The organism is Cytobacillus sp. C11.1 (assembly GCF_058145115.1).
This window is the reverse complement of sequence record NZ_CM176935.1, coordinates 4,819,774-4,838,562: the sequence shown is the minus strand read 5'-3', so window position 1 is coordinate 4,838,562 and position 18,789 is coordinate 4,819,774. Positions and strand designations below refer to the sequence as shown.

At 36.8% G+C, this 18,789-nt stretch carries 31 protein-coding genes and 1 pseudogene; 26 read left to right on the top strand and 6 right to left on the bottom strand.

The genetic code is table 11. From position 1 onward, the window contains the following. The first annotated feature begins 102 nt into the window (after nt 1-102). A complete protein-coding gene (locus tag AC3ZVC_RS24030; RefSeq protein WP_490065580.1) occupies nt 103-552 on the top strand; it encodes a phosphatase PAP2 family protein in 450 nt (149 codons plus the stop codon). A 30-nt stretch (nt 553-582) separates the two neighbouring features. Here AC3ZVC_RS24030 and AC3ZVC_RS24025 read toward each other — a convergent pair whose 3' ends face one another. Genes AC3ZVC_RS24025 through AC3ZVC_RS24010 form a run of 4 tightly spaced genes read right to left on the bottom strand, consistent with a single transcriptional unit; the run spans nt 583 to nt 3,020 of the window. Next, nucleotides 583-738, bottom strand: a complete 156-nt coding sequence (locus AC3ZVC_RS24025; protein WP_490069012.1) for a hypothetical protein — start codon at nt 736-738, stop codon at nt 583-585. 4 nt (nt 739-742) lie between these two features. Further along, nucleotides 743-2,167: a recombinase family protein gene (locus AC3ZVC_RS24020; RefSeq protein ID WP_490065579.1), complete on the bottom strand. Its 1,425-nt coding sequence runs from the start codon at nt 2,165-2,167 to the stop codon at nt 743-745. Between the two features lie 13 nt (nt 2,168-2,180). Next, nucleotides 2,181-2,609 carry an ImmA/IrrE family metallo-endopeptidase gene (locus tag AC3ZVC_RS24015; protein ID WP_490065578.1) on the bottom strand — a complete coding sequence of 143 codons (429 nt, stop codon included), beginning with the start codon at nt 2,607-2,609 and terminating at the stop codon, nt 2,181-2,183. Nucleotides 2,610-2,660: 51 nt separating this feature from the next. Then, nucleotides 2,661-3,020, bottom strand: a complete 360-nt coding sequence (locus tag AC3ZVC_RS24010) for a helix-turn-helix domain-containing protein (protein ID WP_490065577.1) — start codon at nt 3,018-3,020, stop codon at nt 2,661-2,663. A gap of 178 nt (nt 3,021-3,198) precedes the next feature. On the opposite strand from AC3ZVC_RS24010, the gene AC3ZVC_RS24005 reads away from it, so the two are divergent. The 16 genes and pseudogenes from AC3ZVC_RS24005 (at nt 3,199) to AC3ZVC_RS23930 (ending at nt 12,197) form a co-directional block, all read left to right on the top strand. Beyond that, complete coding sequence (locus AC3ZVC_RS24005) at nt 3,199-3,453, top strand: helix-turn-helix domain-containing protein (protein ID WP_490065576.1); 255 nt, start codon at nt 3,199-3,201, stop codon at nt 3,451-3,453. Nucleotides 3,454-3,503: 50 nt separating this feature from the next. Next, the gene (locus AC3ZVC_RS24000; RefSeq protein WP_490065575.1) at nt 3,504-3,653 is read left to right on the top strand and encodes a hypothetical protein; all 150 of its coding nucleotides are present in this window, start codon (nt 3,504-3,506) and stop codon (nt 3,651-3,653) included. 250 nt (nt 3,654-3,903) lie between these two features. Next, nucleotides 3,904-4,062 carry a YqaI family protein gene (locus AC3ZVC_RS23995; protein WP_490065574.1) on the top strand — a complete coding sequence of 53 codons (159 nt, stop codon included), beginning with the start codon at nt 3,904-3,906 and terminating at the stop codon, nt 4,060-4,062. A gap of 98 nt (nt 4,063-4,160) precedes the next feature. Beyond that, the gene (locus AC3ZVC_RS23990) at nt 4,161-4,367 is read left to right on the top strand and encodes a hypothetical protein (RefSeq protein WP_490065573.1); all 207 of its coding nucleotides are present in this window, start codon (nt 4,161-4,163) and stop codon (nt 4,365-4,367) included. Beyond that, nucleotides 4,345-4,902 carry a host-nuclease inhibitor Gam family protein gene (locus AC3ZVC_RS23985; protein WP_490065572.1) on the top strand — a complete coding sequence of 186 codons (558 nt, stop codon included), beginning with the start codon at nt 4,345-4,347 and terminating at the stop codon, nt 4,900-4,902. Before AC3ZVC_RS23990 ends, AC3ZVC_RS23985 begins: the two co-directional genes overlap by 23 nt. A gap of 14 nt (nt 4,903-4,916) precedes the next feature. Continuing rightward, nucleotides 4,917-5,588: pseudogene (locus AC3ZVC_RS23980) on the top strand (AAA family ATPase). Nucleotides 5,589-5,608: 20 nt separating this feature from the next. After that, nucleotides 5,609-6,085 (top strand): DUF669 domain-containing protein, encoded by a 477-nt coding sequence (locus AC3ZVC_RS23975; protein ID WP_490065571.1) that lies wholly within the window; start codon nt 5,609-5,611, stop codon nt 6,083-6,085. An 83-nt stretch (nt 6,086-6,168) separates the two neighbouring features. Continuing rightward, complete coding sequence (locus tag AC3ZVC_RS23970; RefSeq protein WP_490065570.1) at nt 6,169-8,523, top strand: phage/plasmid primase, P4 family; 2,355 nt, start codon at nt 6,169-6,171, stop codon at nt 8,521-8,523. Nucleotides 8,524-8,787: 264 nt separating this feature from the next. Next, nucleotides 8,788-9,213, top strand: a complete 426-nt coding sequence (locus AC3ZVC_RS23965; protein ID WP_490065569.1) for a hypothetical protein — start codon at nt 8,788-8,790, stop codon at nt 9,211-9,213. 3 nt (nt 9,214-9,216) lie between these two features. After that, nucleotides 9,217-9,756 (top strand): ERCC4 domain-containing protein, encoded by a 540-nt coding sequence (locus AC3ZVC_RS23960; protein ID WP_490065568.1) that lies wholly within the window; start codon nt 9,217-9,219, stop codon nt 9,754-9,756. Between the two features lie 26 nt (nt 9,757-9,782). Further along, nucleotides 9,783-10,040: a hypothetical protein gene (locus AC3ZVC_RS23955; protein ID WP_490065567.1), complete on the top strand. Its 258-nt coding sequence runs from the start codon at nt 9,783-9,785 to the stop codon at nt 10,038-10,040. A 215-nt stretch (nt 10,041-10,255) separates the two neighbouring features. Next, nucleotides 10,256-10,480 carry a hypothetical protein gene (locus AC3ZVC_RS23950; protein ID WP_490065566.1) on the top strand — a complete coding sequence of 75 codons (225 nt, stop codon included), beginning with the start codon at nt 10,256-10,258 and terminating at the stop codon, nt 10,478-10,480. Beyond that, complete coding sequence (locus AC3ZVC_RS23945) at nt 10,467-10,757, top strand: nucleoside triphosphate pyrophosphohydrolase family protein (RefSeq protein WP_490065565.1); 291 nt, start codon at nt 10,467-10,469, stop codon at nt 10,755-10,757. Before AC3ZVC_RS23950 ends, AC3ZVC_RS23945 begins: the two co-directional genes overlap by 14 nt. Nucleotides 10,758-11,090: 333 nt before the next feature. Beyond that, nucleotides 11,091-11,210 (top strand): DUF3983 domain-containing protein, encoded by a 120-nt coding sequence (locus AC3ZVC_RS23940; RefSeq protein WP_490065564.1) that lies wholly within the window; start codon nt 11,091-11,093, stop codon nt 11,208-11,210. Then, a complete protein-coding gene (locus AC3ZVC_RS23935) occupies nt 11,207-11,467 on the top strand; it encodes a hypothetical protein (RefSeq protein WP_490065563.1) in 261 nt (86 codons plus the stop codon). Before AC3ZVC_RS23940 ends, AC3ZVC_RS23935 begins: the two co-directional genes overlap by 4 nt. Before the next feature lie 10 nt (nt 11,468-11,477). Further along, nucleotides 11,478-12,197: an NUMOD4 domain-containing protein gene (locus tag AC3ZVC_RS23930; protein WP_490065562.1), complete on the top strand. Its 720-nt coding sequence runs from the start codon at nt 11,478-11,480 to the stop codon at nt 12,195-12,197. Nucleotides 12,198-12,226: 29 nt separating this feature from the next. On the opposite strand, the gene AC3ZVC_RS23925 is transcribed toward AC3ZVC_RS23930, so the two are convergent. Then, nucleotides 12,227-12,706, bottom strand: a complete 480-nt coding sequence (locus AC3ZVC_RS23925; protein ID WP_490065561.1) for a DUF3221 domain-containing protein — start codon at nt 12,704-12,706, stop codon at nt 12,227-12,229. A 122-nt stretch (nt 12,707-12,828) separates the two neighbouring features. Between AC3ZVC_RS23925 and AC3ZVC_RS23920 the strand changes: the two genes are divergently transcribed. The 6 genes from AC3ZVC_RS23920 (at nt 12,829) to AC3ZVC_RS23895 (ending at nt 15,863) form a co-directional block, all read left to right on the top strand. Further along, nucleotides 12,829-12,969 carry a hypothetical protein gene (locus tag AC3ZVC_RS23920; RefSeq protein WP_490065560.1) on the top strand — a complete coding sequence of 47 codons (141 nt, stop codon included), beginning with the start codon at nt 12,829-12,831 and terminating at the stop codon, nt 12,967-12,969. Nucleotides 12,970-13,028: 59 nt separating this feature from the next. Continuing rightward, nucleotides 13,029-13,484 (top strand): ArpU family phage packaging/lysis transcriptional regulator, encoded by a 456-nt coding sequence (locus AC3ZVC_RS23915; protein WP_490065559.1) that lies wholly within the window; start codon nt 13,029-13,031, stop codon nt 13,482-13,484. Beyond that, the gene (locus AC3ZVC_RS23910) at nt 13,484-13,744 is read left to right on the top strand and encodes a hypothetical protein (protein WP_490065558.1); all 261 of its coding nucleotides are present in this window, start codon (nt 13,484-13,486) and stop codon (nt 13,742-13,744) included. The genes AC3ZVC_RS23915 and AC3ZVC_RS23910 overlap by 1 nt, the downstream gene beginning before the upstream one ends. Nucleotides 13,745-13,969: 225 nt before the next feature. After that, complete coding sequence (locus tag AC3ZVC_RS23905) at nt 13,970-14,533, top strand: BA5345 family protein (RefSeq protein WP_490065557.1); 564 nt, start codon at nt 13,970-13,972, stop codon at nt 14,531-14,533. Between the two features lie 319 nt (nt 14,534-14,852). Further along, nucleotides 14,853-15,422, top strand: a complete 570-nt coding sequence (locus AC3ZVC_RS23900; protein ID WP_490065556.1) for a hypothetical protein — start codon at nt 14,853-14,855, stop codon at nt 15,420-15,422. A gap of 27 nt (nt 15,423-15,449) precedes the next feature. Next, nucleotides 15,450-15,863 (top strand): hypothetical protein, encoded by a 414-nt coding sequence (locus AC3ZVC_RS23895; RefSeq protein WP_490065555.1) that lies wholly within the window; start codon nt 15,450-15,452, stop codon nt 15,861-15,863. Nucleotides 15,864-15,988: 125 nt separating this feature from the next. Here AC3ZVC_RS23895 and AC3ZVC_RS23890 read toward each other — a convergent pair whose 3' ends face one another. Continuing rightward, entirely contained in the window at nt 15,989-16,144 is a 156-nt protein-coding gene (locus AC3ZVC_RS23890; protein ID WP_490068995.1) for an aspartyl-phosphate phosphatase Spo0E family protein, read from the bottom strand. 141 nt (nt 16,145-16,285) lie between these two features. Here AC3ZVC_RS23890 and AC3ZVC_RS23885 point away from each other — a divergent pair, with 141 nt between their 5' ends. The 3 genes from AC3ZVC_RS23885 to AC3ZVC_RS23875 all read left to right on the top strand — a co-directional run bounded on the left by AC3ZVC_RS23885 (nt 16,286) and on the right by AC3ZVC_RS23875 (nt 18,789). Beyond that, a complete protein-coding gene (locus AC3ZVC_RS23885) occupies nt 16,286-16,621 on the top strand; it encodes an HNH endonuclease (RefSeq protein WP_490068994.1) in 336 nt (111 codons plus the stop codon). A gap of 129 nt (nt 16,622-16,750) precedes the next feature. Then, the gene (locus AC3ZVC_RS23880; RefSeq protein WP_490065554.1) at nt 16,751-17,122 is read left to right on the top strand and encodes a hypothetical protein; all 372 of its coding nucleotides are present in this window, start codon (nt 16,751-16,753) and stop codon (nt 17,120-17,122) included. After that, nucleotides 17,119-18,789, top strand: coding sequence for a terminase TerL endonuclease subunit (locus AC3ZVC_RS23875; protein WP_490065553.1), 1,671 nt, complete (start codon nt 17,119-17,121; stop codon nt 18,787-18,789). Before AC3ZVC_RS23880 ends, AC3ZVC_RS23875 begins: the two co-directional genes overlap by 4 nt.

The following is an 18,789-nucleotide window of genomic DNA, read 5'->3' as shown; positions in this document are numbered from 1 at the left end:
CTATCTTTCATCTTTCTTTACAGGCATATTAAAAGAAGGCTCATATTTTTTTTTGAATTTATGGATCGTCTAGGAAATAAGACTGGTGTGGGAATCGTTACTTTGGTTTTTTTAGTTTGGCTTTGGGTTAAACATAAAAACTATGCAGCCATGGCAGCCCTCGTTTTTGCGGTTGCAATTGGGAATGAGGCAAACAAATGGCTCAAAGATGTGATTGGCAGGCCTCGCCCGGACGAGGAGCATCTGGTAAATGTGGCAAGCCTTAGCTTCCCGAGCGGGCATGCTATGATTGGGATGATCCTTTATACGTTTATCGGATATATAATAATAAAAGAGCTAAAGTCCGCTAAAGCAAAATGGATTACAGGTATTTTGGCCGGGATTTGGATATTCCTGATGGGAATAAGCCGCGTCATTATGAAGGTGCACTATCCTTCTGATATTGCAGCAGGCTTTGCCGCCGGCTTCATATGGGTCTTCCTCTCGATTGTTTTATATGAAGAATTGAGGGCAATGTTCACTAAAAAGGCATATGAAAAGAGACTATCCTGATGATAGTCTCTTTAATGTCTTAGGGCACTTTTATATCAGGAACATGGCTACAATGGTAGTCACAACTAAACCAATAGTGACTGGAAGCAGGTTTCTGCGTGCAAGCTCAAAGGCGTCTACATTACAAATGGCTGCGGCAGGGATGAGCGCCCATGGGACAAGTGTACCGCCACCCACAATAGACATATTGTTATTTTACTGATACAATCACTATTTCTCTGGAGTGCCCAGTGCCTCTTTTATATTCTTCTTCAGTATCTATGACAAGTTGAGAAAATATAGTGGTCATCATTTCTTTACGTTCATGCTCATTGGCGTATGGCCAAAGAGACTCAATATTTTCTGTTAAATATTCAATATCATTATCATTGCTCTTATTGTTCTGTTTAATGTTCCGCAGCTGGCTCGAAAGATCTTTCTCTTTCTCTCTTAAGGTTGCCGTAACAGAAATCAATTCATCTATATCAATTATGTCATTTTCATACATAGTTTTTTGTTTTGCCATTAGCTTTTCTAAAGCCTTCAACTCAGTTTCAATTTCCGTAACCTTCTCAGTTGAGTAATCAGATACACTGGTTGATCCGTAGATTGTGCCAACTAAATCATCAAATATGCTGAAAACTTTCATTACAAGGTTTTCTTCAAGAATTATGTGGCTGGTACAGCTTTTCCCGGATTTCTTTCCTGAACACCTGTAAGTTTTCCTTCCAGCGCTTTTATGCCCAGACATGGAATGTCCACAGCGTCCACACTTTAGGATAGAGGAAAAATAATAATTACTTGTTTCTCTTTTTCCTCCACCAGTTTTGCGCTTCTCTAACAGGGATTGTAGCTCCCAAAACTCTTCGCGAGGTATAATCCTTTCATGTTGACCTTCGTACAATTTAAACTCTTTTACAGCCTTTTTAGAAGGTTTTCCAGAATCATTAAATGTTAGGTAGCCTGCATAAACGGGATTGTTGGCAATATCTCTAACAGTATCAACATGCCAGCTGCTGCCTTTTCGTGTAGAGTAACCTATTTCGGTGAGTTGTTTAGCGATAGTGTAGAAGCCTAAACGCTTAGACATATCGAAGATTTTCTTTACTACCGGGGATTCTTCTTCATTGATAACCAAGTTTTTATTGACTATTTTATATCCATAGGGAGGAGATCCGCCTTTCCATCTACCCATTTTGGTTTTCTTTTCCATACCCAGGCGTACACGTTCAGCTAGGTTTTCACGTTCCCATTGGGCAATGGCGGCAACTAAAGTAATGAACAGCCTGCCCATTGCGTTAGTTGTGTCATAAACCTCAGTAGCGCTCTTGAACATGCAATTATAGCTGTCTAAGGTTTTTAATATGTCATAAAGATCAATTACAGACCTGGTTAAACGGTCAAGCCGGTAGACCAATAAGACGTCAATGTCTCCTTGCTTAATTCTATCCATCATTTTAGAAAAGTTCGGACGGTTTAAGTCTTTGGCTGAGTAACCATCATCAACATAAGACTCAGCAACTTCCCAGCCTTGAGATTTGCAATAAGCCTCTAGTTTCTCGATTTGTGCAGCAATTGAATAACCATGCTTTGCTTGTTCTTCGGTAGATACCCTCACGTATATAATACTTTTCATAATCTAGGTCTCCTTAAGAACGTTCCTTTTTGTCTTTGCAAAAGATGTTTAAGGGGTTAAGGTGAATAATTATATTTTCGTGATAAATATAATCACCGTATTTTTCAACATAACGATCTAATGTTTCTTGTAAAAATTCCTCAGTGACATTTAGAAACTCAGCAACTTCAAAACGATTCTTACAGCCGTGTTTATATGCATCAATGAAACAAGTTAAAGGGATAAGTTCTTTATAAGCCCAGGACCTTGCAACTTTTTCTTGTTTTCGATTATTAACTTTAGTCTGATCCAAGATGTTTCCAACAGTTAAAAAGTGATGGCCAAGTTCTTCTGCAAGTATGCAGCCTTTTTCCACTGTACTAAGTTTATTGTCAATTGCTATTTTTCCGTTTCTATATAAACCTTTAAAGCCATATTGAAGATCCTTTTCGAATACCGGCACATTGGAGTACCTTCTAAGCAGATTATCGTAATGCATCGGGATCTCCCTCACTTATTTTTCTTCATCTTGGAAAATAAAATCTATGTATTTTAAGACGTCTTTCATTTTCTCATCTGTAATTTCTTTACCTTCCAGGTGAGCAGCTATAGTATCAATTGCTTTATTTCTCTTCTTCTCTTGTTCAGGCAGATCTTCTTCTTTTCCCATTATGTACTCAGGTGAAGCATCAAAAAAATCTGCTAATACGCGGACAATATCCATTTTTGGTTCAGATAAGTTATTTTCGTATCTTGAAATCATACTTTTACTAATTTTAGTTTCATACTTTTCATTAACTTGTTTAACTAACTGATCAATACTTAATTTTCTGGATGTCCTTAAATTTTTAAGAATTGCTCCAAATGAATACATAACTTTGTTTTGCTCCTCTTCAATATTATTCTTATCTAATATATTAAATGATTAGTTCCTATAATGCAATAAAAACATAAAAAATGTTCCTAAAAAGGAATAAAATTCATTGACTTATAAAAAATGTTAACTTATACTGAAAATGTTCCTAAAAAGGAACTGGTAAGGAGGTGAAAAAATGGCACATATTAGGGAAAAGACTTCTCGCAGACATACGCCTTACAGAAAGATTAAAGCCTTCTTAGTTGAAAACAACATATCTCAGAAGGAACTCGGGACCTTGATTAACAAGAGTCAGAGCGCGGTTAACCAGAAACTAAATGGTACAGGGGGTGACTTTTCATTGCAGGAAGCTCGAATGTTAGCAGAGCACTTTAATATTCCACGTGCTTATTTTTTTGAAATTAGTGTTCCTAAAAAGGAACGATATTAATAGATTTGTCCGGCTGTCCCAGCTGCATAAAGTGAAACGAGGTGATCTCCATGATGGTTAATGACTTTGAAATTACAGAAGAAAAAGTGCTGAAACTTAAACCAATTATAGAGAGAATCTTGTCTCGGAAATACGGGAAGGAAATCACATTTACAAACTTAACTGTTGGAATGATTACGGTTGAGTCAAAGGATGCTTAAACAATGGAATCGTCGAAACTGGTTGGACTAAATATTTTGAAGTGATCTGCCAGGCTGAATAAGCCTTATCTTTTTAGCCGTGTTGCAGTTTTTGGTGAACGAAAGTTTGCATGAAAGATTAATAGTTGAATAGGAGGAAACAAATGGGAATTGCGATGTTTGGAATTGCCTTTATCGTAATGATGTTCGCTGGTATGGCTATTGGTTGGTTATGGGGATTTGTTGAGTAATAAAAGGGAGGTGAATAGGAATGGAAAATGTAGCAGATCACCCAATTGAAGATGTATTCGGAGATGAGATTTGTTCAAATGATGTTTACTTCATTTTTGGAAACGACCCGGTGCTCGAAGGAAATTTAAAAGCGTACCTAATCAATATCCAGAAGGTATATTGCTACCGTGCAATATAAAAAAGACCAACTGCTGCAACAGTAGGTCTCAGAAAAAGTATAACTAAGCATCTTCAGTTTATGGGAAGTTTTACAAAAAATCAACTGGAGGTTAGAAAATGCCTTATTTCGATAGTAAAGATCGGACAGTTTATAGTCCACAAACAGAGAAACTGGAACCATTTTATAAACTTCTTGAGCAATATCATCAAGCAATCGGTGGAAGCAACCTGTTTGATGATCTTGTTGAAACATATGAGTATTTGGATTTTGTACTTAAAGAGAAAAAGGAGGAATTTAATAATGAACCAGCTACAAAAAATTGAACTTATGGAAGTTGAAGATGTAACGTCCCTATCTCCGGAGAAAGCAAAGTTTGAAATCACAGATAAAAACAGCCTTAACTGGGCCTTCCGCAAAGTATCTGCATTAAAAGCTCAGGAAAAAGAAATTAAGCAGTTGGCAGATGCAGAGCGTGAAAGAATCTCTGATTGGGAGCGCGGTGAACTTTCCACAATATCTAACAGTCTATCATTCTTTGAAACTATGGTTTCTGCTTATCATGCTAAACAGCTTGAAGAGGATCCGAAAGCTAAAACCATCAGCACTCCATATGGTAAGTCAAAATCCAGAAAATCTAAGGAAGCTCCAGAGAAAGAAAATGAGGAAGCGATCCTGCAGCATGTTATTGAAAATGGCATGGATGATTACATTAAGACAAGCATAAAATGGGCTGACCTTAAGAAGGCAGTTAAGATTGTGGAAATTGCCGGTGAAAAGGTTGTTGTGGACGAAAACGGGCAGCTGGTGCCTGGAATGGCAGTAAAGCCAGAGTCCATTTCCTTTAGCTTGGAAGTATAAAAGGGGTGAATTAATTGGATCTTACAAACGGTGCAGATATCACAAAAAGTGATAAAGCGAAAATCATCATATATTCCAAGCCAGGTAATGGCAAAACAACAGTTGCTGGATTGTAAGCCGGGAAAACATTGGTTCTTGATATCGATGGAACCAGTCAGGTCTTATCAGGTTATAAAAATGTAGATGTAGCAAGAATTGATGGTGATGATCCTCATAACAGTATTTTAAAGTTTTTCGCTATCGCAAAAGCAAACATTGGTAAATATGACAATGTATTTATCGATAATTTAACGCATTACCAAAAACTATGGCTGCTTAAGAAAGGTGAAAATACTAAAAGTGGCATGCCTGAATTAAAGGATTATGCACTGCTAGATAACCATCTTTTGAAATTAGTAGAAACATTCAACACCCTAGATACAAATATTATTTTCACAGCTTGGGAAACAACAAGGACCATTACTCACGATGATGGCCAGCAATATACACAATTCATTCCAGACATTCGGGATAAGATTGTAAACCACATCATGGGAATTGTTCATGTAGTCGGTCAATTAGTAAAAAAAGCAGATGGTACAAGGGGATTTGTTTTAGAAGGAAATCAAAGTATCTTTGCCAAGAACCATCTGGACCAGCGTAAAGGCTGTATTCAAGAAGAAATATTAGTGTCATCCACAAATTAAAAACCAGGGGGAAATAAACAATGTCATTCTTTAAATTTGATGAAGAAAATGCAAGCACAGGATTTGAATTAGTCGCGGAAGGTAAATATGAAGCTGTGGTTCTAAATGCAGAAGCAGGTAAAACGCAAGCTGGTAAGCCAAAGCTAACTGTAGACTTTGAGATTCGTAGTGATGTGCCGCAAAATCATCAGGGGGCAAAAATCCAATTTAACACATTCACATTTGAACATGAAGTAGCTGTAAGGATCGTCAACTCCTTATTAAAAGCTTGTGGGTTCCCAAACAACCATTCTTTCAGCTCTGCTGAGGATATGGCCAAGCAGCTTATCAATAAAAACATAAAAATCACTGTTAAGCATGAAGAGTATGAAAAAGTGGTTGATGGAGAAAAGCAAAAGCGCACAGCTGCTAAAGCAAAATATTATGATGTGTCAGATGTAAATCCCATTTCCCAAGGTGGAGCAATACACATCGGCGATGATGATCTGCCGTTTTAATTAACTGAATAGAGAAGTTGGTTTTGCCCAGCTTCTCTTTTTTATACCCAAATTAGGTAAATAAAGCTTCAATGGAGGGCGAAATGAAAGAAAATCCATACAATTTCAACGAAATCCCAGCTGAATTAAAAGCCCTTCCTCAATGGATTTTGTGGAAATCGGAAACGCGGAATAATAGGACAACAAAAGTACCTTATCAAGTAAATGGTGAAATGGCCCAGGCAAACAATAGACGTACCTGGTCGACATTTGCAACGGCAGTCAAATTCTATTTAGAAGGCGACTATGACGGCATAGGTTTCGTATTTAGCAGACAGGATAACTACATCGGGATTGATATTGATAAGTGTGTTGTGGACGGAAAAACAAATGCTTTTGCTACTGAGATTATTGACACATTGGATAGTTATACAGAGTTTTCTCCATCTGGAAATGGGATCCATATCATCATTAAAGGGGGCCTTCCACAATCTGTTTTAGGGACCGGACGGAAAAACACTAAGCATGGATTAGAAATTTATTCTTATGGCCGGTACTTCAGCTTTACCGGCAATCGTGAAAATTCAAATGATGTATACGATCGGACAGACGAGCTGGCAGAAGTTTTCGAGCAATATTTTGATGCCAGCGACATTCAGGGCCGTGTGAATTTAGCAGAGTTTGAAAAAGATGAAATCAAAATTTCAAATGATGCTCTTTGGGAAAGAATGTTTCGCAGTAAAAACGGTGATGAAATTCGCTCATTGTTTAACGGCAACTTAATCAAAAATGATCACTCTGCAAGTGATCTGGCTTTATGTAACCACCTTGCATTCTGGACGGGTAAATCTTCAACTCGAATGGATACCATGTTTCGGGAATCAGGGCTTATGCGTGATAAATGGGATGTTATTCATTTCAGAGATACAAATGAAACATACGGAGAAAGAACAATTGCAACTGCCATATCTTCCACTTCTACAACGATTTTAGACAACAAAGAGCAATTCAAAGAATTCACCTTTGATTTCCGTACGGGAGATGTAGAAGAAGTTGCGGAGGATAAGCCCAAGAAAAAATTTAGATTAACAGAGCTCGGAAATGCAGAACGGATCGCTCATGAATATGGCCATGTTATTAAATACGTAAGTGATATGGGCTGGCTGATATGGGACGGTAAACGGTGGAAGCTGGACACCAAGAAAGAAATCGAACGGATCACTGCAAAGGTGCTCCGGAGCCTCTATAAGTCAGAGGATGAAGCTGAAACGAAATGGGCCAGGATGTGTGAGCGCCGGAATATTCGGATGAATAGCATTAAGGACCTTATGCCGTTGGTTCCAGGTGAACGTGAAGACTTTGACCGGCATAAATATTTGTTCAATGTTGACAATGGCATCGTTGATTTGAAAACAGGAAAGTTGCAGCCACATGATCGTGATCTCGGCCTAACTAAAATCACCAATATTGCATTTGATGAAAATGCGAAATGTCCTGAATGGAATAATTTCTTAGACCAAATATTCCAGGGTGATAAAGAGTTGGTCGAATACATGCAGCGTTTGATTGGCTATTCTCTCACTGGAGAAATCACAGAACAAATCATGGTCTTTCTGATTGGTGGGGGATCCAATGGTAAATCAACCTTCATTAATACGATTAAAGACCTTATGGGCGAATACGGGAAGCAAGCTAAATCAGATACATTCATCAAGAAAAAAGAAACTGGCGCCAATAATGATATTGCCAGATTAGTAGGATCTCGTTTCGTTTCTGCAATCGAAAGTGAAGATGGGGAGCAATTGTCTGAAGCCTTCGTTAAGCAAATAACAGGTGGTGAGCCGGTGCTGGCCCGTTTCCTAAGACAAGAATATTTTGAGTTCATTCCAGAATTTAAAGTGTTCTTCACCACTAACCATAAGCCCGTTATCAAAGGGGTGGACGAAGGGATCTGGCGCCGGATTCGATTAATTCCATTCAATCTGCAGCTACCCAAAGAAAAGCGCGATAAGAAGCTCCCTGAAAAGTTAAGCCTGGAAATGCCCGGCATCTTAAATTGGGCGATAGAGGGTTGCATGAAGTGGCAGCAGTCAGGGTTGAATGATCCGGCAAGTGTTATGAAAGCGACTGGAGATTATAAAGAAGAAATGGATATACTCGGTCCGTTTATGTTTGAATGTTGCTTCAAAAGAGATGATGTCCAAATCGAAGCCAAAGAATTGTATGAAGTTTACTCCAATTGGTGTTTCAAGAATGGAGAGCATCAGCTAAAAAATCGAGCGTTTTATAGAATTTTAGAATCCCAGGGTTTAAAGAGGGAACGAGGCAACAGAAATAAGTATTTCATCAAAGGTGTTACTTTAATAGAACGGAATAATACTTTTTTTCAGCAAAAGTTACTAGAAAACGATGAAAATAGCGAAAGTGTTACTAAAAGTAACACATTTATATTCTCTTAAAACCCTTATGTACCAAGGGTTCAAGATACTTTTTATACTGTTTTTGTTACTTTTGTTACTAAAAATATATATAAACAAAAAAATAAATATATATATAAGTACTTATTAGGAGCGTTAATAGCCAAAATAGGTAACAAAAGTAACAGGGGTAGCTCAAGGCCATGGGGTTGTAAGGCTGAAGGATGTTACTAAAAAGTAACCATGCTAATTTTGGGGTGTTTTCAGTAACACTTTTAGTAGTTTTTGATAACAGAGGTGATAGATTTGCAAGTTTTAATGATACTCAGTCAAATTTGGAAATCAGGTGCAAATATCTATCTTGATACTGATGATCGGGTTGCAATAAAAAATCAAAATTTAATTCCAGTAGAAGTTATGCAATCAGCTGAACAGCATTTCCAATCAATTGACGTTTGGTTTAAATCATGGAAGGGTGCCAGTCCAGAGAAAATCACACTCATGAAAATGGTACATAACATCTGCGGCTGGCAAAGTAATGGAAAATTACAAGATTGGTTATGCGCTGAAGAGACTTCTTTCACATTATTTAATGATTGGATGATTGCACTAACTAATAACGGCTGGAAAGACATCTATGAGGATTACCGGCAATTTGAAAATGAAGAATCTCAAGCAATGGCACATGAATTGTATCTACGTGCTGTTACATTTGCGAAGAAGAAGGTGTAAATAATGATCTCCTATCATTACTCAGATACGGATTTAAATAAAATCCTTAAAACGCTCACAATCGTTGTTGATACTCGCGAACAGGTAAACGGCCATATCCTTGATTATTTACGCCAGAAGGATATACCGATAAAAATTCAAAAATTAGATACCGGTGATTATGGCTGCATGATTCCGAAGAATAAGGAATTGGGGATAACCCGGGACATATTTTTAAAAAGCCGGGTAGAACGGAAAGCCCACATGGATGAAATAACAGGGAATCTCCAGAAGGACACTCAGACAGCTTTTGAAAATGAATTAATCCGATCCAAGGACATTCACTTCACTTTAATTGTGGAGGATCTCCATGGATATGAAAAAATGCTCAAGGGTGAATATCGGTCAAAGTATAATCCATTGGCATTGCTGGGCAGGCTCAATACATTCAAAGCAAAATACAATTTCGAAATCGTTTATTTAGATCAAAAATACTCTGGCAATTGGATATATCATCATTTCTATTACCAGGCAAAACATTATCTAAGGACAGGTGCTTTCTAAACCTAACCTGAAAGTGAGGATAAGTTGTGAATAAATTATCTGAAATCAAAGCTGATATCAAAAGAGGCCGGTTACGTTTGGCCAGTATCAATTGGCTTGTAACGGAGCTTGAAAATCAGAAACAAATTAATGCTGAACTTAAGCAAAAGTCGCGCTTTAAAAACTATATGGAAATGGCGAAAGAAAATCTTGCGTTGGAAGAGGCTTTAAAACGGTCCCGGGCTCAAAGGGATCATTACAAGCAGGAATTAGAAAAAATCCAAAAGTCCTATGAAGCATTGTAGGTGATGATATAGGAATAGCTGGACCAATTAATCAAAAGAATTTTCGAAGTGAAAAGAAGAAATTTGTCCTTGGTCAATTAGTTGAATTAGGTGTTAAAGAGTCGCAGCAAGGTATTCCCATCGATGAAATAGATTATGAAGAACTAAAGTATGAATTGCTCCTAGCTTCTTTCAGAGTAATTGAAACTGAAAAAGATGAAAATAGGTGGTTTTGAATGGGGAAGAAACTAAATCCGGTGCTCCAGAAGGCGAGAGAAGAATCCTATAACAAAGGTTTCACAAAGGGCTTTGAAATGGCTCAGGATAACGCAACAATTCTTTTTGCATCAAAGTTCGAGGGCTTAGAAAAAGTCCCTGGTATTGGTCCTAAGCTAATGGAGAAGATCGTGAATCATTTTGGAAGAGAGTATTTTGAGGTGGTACAAAGTGAGAAATCTTGATGATCATTTAAAAAATAATGCATTGCTTGCAATCGAAAAGGAACGCTTCCGGCAAAATGCAATTTGGGGAAGGCAAAGACATCCATACGGGAAATGGCTAGGAATATTAACAGAAGAATTTGGTGAAGTTGGTCAGGCGATAAATAGAATCCATTTTCTGGATGGTGCAAAAGAAACGGATTCAGATAATCTTTACGAAGAATTAATTCATTTAGCAGCTGTAGCAGTAGCCATTGCAGAACAAGTTGAAGAAGAAAGGGAGATTAATAATGTCTAAAGTACAACTTAACCAAAAGGAACAACATGACGCAGATACACGTCAGGAAGCAGAGGAAATTGTTTCAGCTGCTAAAGAAAACGATAATCTTCAAATGCATTAAATCACTGAGAAATATAACAAGTACGGTCAGTATTTCTTAATCGATTTAACTTTCGCCTATCAAACTCCTAAAGAAGTTATGGAGAGTCGTCCACAGAATGAGAGTGTACCAGAAGGGCAAATGAGCATTGAGGAACATGAAGGTATCAAGTATTCTGTGGACGGAAATGGAACGGTGAATGTTTCAGATGGTGAGGATAAAGAGCAGTCAAACATCCAAAGGGTTAAATAATGGCTAATAAAACTAAACAAAAAAGGCGGTTGGGCAAATCTCTTGCCCGCCGTCGTAAAGAAAGGTTAGCCAGGGCTTGGAGGAATATTTTCGTTAAGGCTGGGGTTCTGAAAGATTGAAACAGTTAGATTTATTCTCCTTCGCCCTGGAAGATCAAATCATCGATCTAAAACAGGGTGAGGAGATGGAGTTTTTCAGAGGGAAAGAAAAGTTGCTAATCCGGAAACATGAAAAATACAAGAGCGTTTGTTTTTATCAGACAGCCGGATTTTCTGGTTACGCTCTTCACCTTAATGAAAGGTCTGCATTAGATATGTTGGTTTCCAAAATAAACAGATGGCTGGATGGCCGGGATTGGAACGAAATAATCAATTAGGAGGAAAAAGATGCTTTACTTATATGATCCCAGGACAAACATTCTGACGGAAACTACATATAAGTACGTTGAGTCAATATCTGGTGTTACAAAGAGCAGCTTGCATACCATGAAATTCCATAAGCGTAAGTTAAAGAAAATCAATTGTTACTTAGTTGATGAATCAATCACTATTGGACAACGGAAAGAGTGGTATGTAAAAGAAAAATATCACATGGAAGCTTGGAAAGAAATTGAGGGATCGGATGGGAAATTTCTAATATCAAGTTACGGACGTGTCCAGCGTGTTTATAAAAATCATTCCTCTTTTATTCTTCCATTCCTTCATAAAAAACATTTAATGGTGAAAGTATGGTTCAAAGGGAAATATCAGCAAGTGAAAACAGGCCATTTAGTTGCTTGTCATTTTATGGAAAAGCCAAGTCCAGGAGAAGTTCTTCATCATAAAAACGGAATTGTCACCGATGATTTTGTCGGGAACTTAGAATATATCAGCAAAGAGGATTTGGGAAGGAAAACTGCTCATAAATCAAAAGCAAGACCTGTGATGAAAATTGATCCTGAAACACTTGATGTATTAGAGGAATATCGATCATCAAGAGAAGCTAGCAGACAAAATTATCGGTCGTATCAATCAGTTTTGGACAATTGTAATAAGAAAACTAAAACAAGCGCTGGAATGCTCTTCATGTGGGCTGATGAGTATGAAGAATTGTCAGAGGCTTATTGAATTCTCGACACAAAAAGCGAATTAAATAATTATTGAATAGGGTATATCCCCTTTCCAGGTAAGTTTTTAATAATTTCAATCCTGTCAACTGCCAACTCAGGTGGATAACTAAGCATTTGATTTTGAAATTTACCAAGATGTGCTTTTACAATTTGACCAATTTTCAAATTGTTGACAGCTTCTTTAGGTAGAATACAAAATATTCCTTTTCCATTTTCAGCCTTTTCCAAGAGTTCTTTTTTGGAAGAAGTTTTTGCCTCTCGAATAGATGTATCTTTTAGAACTAGTATTTTGTAATAATCCTTGGGTGGGTTGTAATAATCTGATCGAAAGGTTTCTATATATCCGATCACCCCATCATATTGAAGGGAATCACTGCTTTCACTTTGCTTATCATGTGAAATAGTGACATTGTTTTTTGTTTGAGTTTTAACTGAAGAACTATTATCGTTGCATCCAACTAGAGAAAAAGTTACTAAAAAAATAATGAAGGTATTAATAATTTTCATTCTTAAAACCTCCTTGGAGACAAGCTTTATACTTTAGCATATTTTAATAAGTACAAATTTAGACATATTTTAATTGAAATTACTGAACAGTACGAAGAAAGAACGATAAGGGGAAATGAGAAATGTCAAAAATTATAGAAAGTACAGAACAACAAGATTATAAGGAACAGCTTAAAGCTTTCATGAAATCATTTAATCCAAAGCCAAGCTTGGAAACTATAGAAAAACTAAAACAACAATACCTTGCTGCAAGACAAAAATAAAAAGCCAGGATCACTCCTGACTATGCCCACTTCTATTTTAACATGGGAGGGATCCAAAGGTGGGAAAACAATTATCTTTGCTGCTTCCAGAAATTGATCGAGAAGCTACTCAAGAGAATGTGGAAAGAGAAATCACAAAATATCGCCTGTATTGTTTTAGTGTTCCAGAAGAAAGACTACCAAAAGTGACCGCAACCTATTCACTTGTTCCTCCATCTAACACCAATGGATTCCATTCATCTACAGAAAATATAGCGATTGAACGTGCTGAGGAACAAAGAAAAAAAGAATCATACATCGAATATTTCCGTAGGGCAGTAAATAGGCTGCCGCCGCGGGAAAGACAAGCTTTCATCATGAAATACCTTGGTGAAGAAGAGTTATTTGATTATGAAGTTTATAACCAACTGGGTATGAGTGAAGCTTATTATCATAAGAAATTTAAACCGCGTATTTTCTATAACATGGCATTTGCTTTGAGAGTTGAAATTTACAAGAAAAAGGAGGGAGAATAATGGGTTACTCAAAAGCAGAGCAAGAAACAGTGCTGGCATTCGATGGCGACAAGAATTTGTGGAAGGTGTACTCAACAGTACCGAAGCATATACGTAAATTACAATCCCTTGGAGAGATGAAAGTAATTGAAGAGGAAAATGGCAAACCAATATGTGTTCAAGGTGAATTGTCTGAGAAACAAGTTTCAAAAGAAAAAAGAGCGTATATTATCGGAAGAAACCAAAGAGAAATTACGTCTAAACGGATTAGCCTTGGCTGAAAAAAGAAAGCAAGTTTTCTAATTTAATTATTGGAAAACAGAAACAGTACCGAAACCAGACAGATATTGAACCGGAAGTAAATCGAGCATTAGGTTTTTACCGTGCTATTATGGTATTAACGAAATATATTAAGACGGCGCTTAGGTTGGAAGTGTCGTCTTTTTATGTAAAAAGAAGGAATCTCTTCTTGGTCCGAAGAAATATAGGACGAAAGGAGAGCGAACATGAATTTTGAAACTAAATACTTAATACGCTGGGGGATACCTGGATGGATAATGGTAATGGTTCTTTTTCCATACTTTATAGTAATATATTTCGATTTTTTAACTAAGCATGTTTCAACTTCCTCTGATCTTTTGGCTATAGGTGCTGTGCTGACAGTTTTGGGTGTACCTTTAGGATATTTGTTAAATCAGATTCACCACTCGTTATTTTGGGTGCTGCCAAGAATAATAAACAGGAAGTGGGATAAATATTTTGATCAAGAATTACTTATAGATGAATATTTTTCAACTAATGGTAATAATGAAGAGAAGGCGCGTTACCGGTATTTATTATCAAGGAAACACGAACTTGGAGGTATTACCGTAAGTTTAGGTATATCCGAATTAGTTATTTTAATTACTAACTTGCTTGCAGATAACATACACTTTTGGACATGGTGGTACTTCATAATTGTACATGCTCTATTTTCAATCATATTTTTAAGTAGATTATATTCAAGTGAGAACATCGATAAATACCATTTTCATTATTTAAATAAGGTTAGACCAGGAAGGCGCTTCTGAAAAAAGAGGTGCTTTTTTTAATGGGGAAGAGGGTGATTAATAATGAAGTTCGTTGATCATTTATCCAAAGAATAGATTCAGCAGTTTAATCAACTGCGTAGGTTTGCAGATAATCAGAGAGAAAAGCCTAAGCCGAATAACAAGCAGGAAAGACTTTATAAGAGAGAGTGGGGAGAAGTTTTGGGGAAATCGGGACACCAATAAATAAAAAGGGGGGGCTTTCGGGAGAAAATAATGTAAATTGTAAGGTTATAACTCTATGAAAATAATGTATAATTATTTTCAAGAGATGTGACTATTAAAGGAGTAGTAAGGACTAATGGAAAAGAAAACAGATCGAGCTTTATTGAAAAAATTAGGAAATATTCTATCGTGGTTCGGTAAAAACTGGTTTAAGTCATTAAATGGACTAATACTTCTGAGTTTATTTGTTCTATTCTTATTAAGTTTTATATATGATAAAAATATAACTATCCAAACAATGAATTCATGGGTAAGTTTAATTTTAGGTATTGTTGCAACTATATTAAGTATAATTTCAACTGTTGTTAGTTTTTATAACTTAGAAAGAACAAATGAGATCAATGAAGATAATATAAAAACTATGCAGAAACTTGAAGAAAATATTCAGGGGAATTATAGATCTACAGAAAAGCAAATTGAATTTATTGATCAAATAAGTAAGGAATTGAATAAGACGTTAAAACAAACAATGTTAAATAATAGTAAAACTTCTGCATTATTATTAACAGTAAAAAATGAATTGGGAGAATTACCTACAAAGACAGCAAAAGAAGTTGAATCATCTCTTCAGAAAAAACTAACAATAAAACATGTGGATATAGAAGATAAAAGTGATGATATTGAAGATTTTGACCTTCCTTTTTAAATCGAATAAGAGATATGGTGAAAAGCAATGGAAAAATTAAATGCAAATATAATTTTATGTGAAGAAGTTGATGAGGTTTCAGGATCATTTATTAATATTTTTGATAAGGTAAAATACAATTCGGATTCCGTAAATTTCAATGTTGTGGTACTTACCAATTCGTTTGGGAAGATATCAAAATTATTACATGTAGTAATTATAAAAAAAATAGAGGGAAAAAAGGGGAGAGCTTTAAAACTAGGTGAAATAACAATTGATCAAAAGGAAAAATCAATTGAAGAGCAATCAAATGTTTTTGTGGTTGAGGATAGCCATTTTGATAAAGGAAATTACCAAATAAGAATATACTCGACAAGCCTGGATAGCGATGAGTTTGATTCTTTAGGTGAAGTAATTAAAAATGGGAATTTAGAATCGATTTCACGATTTAAAGTAGAATAAATGATTTTCTTTGCATCCTAAGGGGTGCTTTTTATTTTGGAGAAAGAAGATTGGATGGAAAGGAATCTTATAAAGAAAAACAGTGCCTAGCTTGTAATAGTTGTGTTAGAAGCAGGCACCAATATTTATTTGTTAATCTGAAATTTATTTAATAAAGAATCTAGCTCTTGACTGCATTTAATTGTTTCCTTATTTAATAGCCCATTTGAATTGGCTAATCTAATCATCTCATTTCTTTTTCTGACGATTGATAAGAAAAGATATTCTCTTTTTTCATGCATATTATTTTGTAACATTTTTCACCCTTCTTTAATGCTTTGATTCTTTAATCCAACAAACACAAACACTATTATGCGAAATTTTTACAATGAGATAAATAGTTTCGACAAAACTTGTCAAAAAAAGTAATCATGAGGTTAGTAATAATGGAATATAAAACTCGGCAGCAAAAACGTAAGTTCTATGATAGTGGTGACTGGAAACAACTTCGTGAAGTAATTCAGAAGCGTGACAACTATGAATGCCAGGAATGTAAACGGCAAGGCCGAGTCATGATCGATACAAATGAATACAGTGAGCGTGCCAAGCGTAAGAAGATCCAGCTTGTCGTTCACCATATCAAGGAGCTCGAGTATAATCCGGACTTAGCTCTTGAAGAAGACAACCTTGAAACAATCTGTGTGGACTGTCATAACAAAGAACACGGAAGAGTATTCGAATGGAAACCAAATAAGTGGGAACATGATGAACGATGGTGAAAAGATTTTTTATAAGACACCCCCGGTCAAAAATTTCAACGATTTTTTAATTGCTGGGCACCGGGGGTGGGGGTCGATTTTCGAAATTTATCGCGCGTGTGTGCGTGAGGGGAGGGGGGGTACCCATGAATGTCTAAGAAATACAGTATAAAAACCCAGGATGAATTGATTGCTGCTGAAATTGAAAAGTGGAATTCAACGCTGAGTAAGCTGCCAGCAAATAAGAAGGAGGCGGCTGCCGTTCTTGTAGAGCGCGTTGCCTTTATGACAGTGACCTTGCGGATCCTGGAAGAGGACATTAAAGCGAAAGGGCCGACATACAAATTTGTGAATGGCTCTCAAAAGATGCATGTGGAGAACCCCTCCCAGAAGTCTTATAACACCATGATCAACCGGTACACTGCTGCTTGTGATAAACTGCTCGCTATGGTACCGAATGCCCCAGTTGATTTGACTAATGTTCAGGCCAAAAAACAGCGCTCGGCAGATGATTTGCTATGATTCAAAATAAATATGTTGATGAATACATTAAGCTCTGGAAGACAGGCAAAATTGAGCTGAATAAAGAGCGAATAATGCTTATTTGCTACTTAGAAAAATATATCCTGACAAGAAATGATTTGTATTTCGATGAAGAAATGCATGAAAACTATATATCTTTTACTGAGAAGTGGTACTTCCCTCTGGAACCGTTTCAAAAGTTCTTCACAGCGTTTGTTTTTCTTTTGTACAAAGAAGACGACGCTATTTTTTATGAACAATTTCTTTTGTTGATGGCAAGAGGAGCTGGAAAGAATGGTCTCATTTCTTCTCTCTCACACTTCTTTATAAGCCCGTTGCATGGTATTGATCGCTACAACGTCTCCATCGTGGCCAACAACGAGAAACAAGCCAAGACCTCATTCAAGGAAATTTACGATACCATCGGATCTAAGGATGTCCTGGAGGATATGTTTTATCGAACCAAAGTAGAAATAATGAGTTACGATACGAAAAGCATTGTTCAGTTCCATACCTCCAATGCAGGAACGAAGGACGGTTTACGTGATGGTTGTGTAATTTATGATGAGATTCATTCCTACGCTACCTTTGATACAGTCAATGTTTTCTCCTCTGGTCTCGGTAAGGTGCCGAATTCAAGGGAATTCTTTATCGGTACAGATGGATATGTCCGGGATGGGTTTTTAGATAAGACAAAAGAAAGGGCACTAGCGATTTTAGAAGGAAGGGAACTGGAAGATCCGTTATTCCCTTTTATTTGCAAAATCGATGATCGAGCCGAGGCTGATCAGCCAGATAAATGGGGGAAGGCAAACCCAATGTTCGAGGGAGAACTAAGCACCTATGCAAAGGGTCTCCTAAGGAAAATAAAAACACAGCATCGGCAGCTTAAGACAAACCCTTCAAGCCGTATGGAGTTCATGACCAAACGAATGAACTTCCCTGAGGTGGATCTTGAAAAATCAGTTGCTACTTGGGAAGAAATATGGAAAACAGGATATGAAACAGGTCCGAATGAAGTTAAACAAGTTTTAAGGAAGATACCTGATTTAAAACATAGACAATGTATTGGTGGCTTGGACTATGCCAGGATCAAAGACTTTGCTGCTGTAGGACTCTTATTCAAAGTAGGAGAGGATTACATTTGGAAGACTCATTCGTTTGTGAGGAAAGGCTTTTTGGATTCGGTGAAGCTGGAAGCTCCTATAATGGATTGGGAGGAGAAGGGCCTGCTAACGATTGTGGAGGGCCCAGTAATAGAAATCCATCATATTGTAAATTGGTTCATAGTCATGAGAGAGCAATACGGGCTAACTAAAATTGTTGCCGATACTTTCCGCCTTGATTTAGTTAAAGCAGCACTCGAGGCAGAAGGTTTTGAAATTGAATATATTCGGAATCCAAAAGCGATTCATTCCCTCCTTGCTCCCCGGGTGGAAACGATATTTGCCAAACATAATTTAATTTTTGGGGACAACCCCTTAATGAGATGGTATACAAATAATGTTTATGTCAAAACAAAACCAGATGGAAACAAAGAGTATTTAAAGAAAGATGAATTTAAGCGTAAAACGGATGGATTTCAGGCATTTATTCATGCTTTGTGGAGGGCTGATGAATTGCTGGAGCAAGAAGTAGATTTTTATCTGGATGCTATTAGCTTTTAA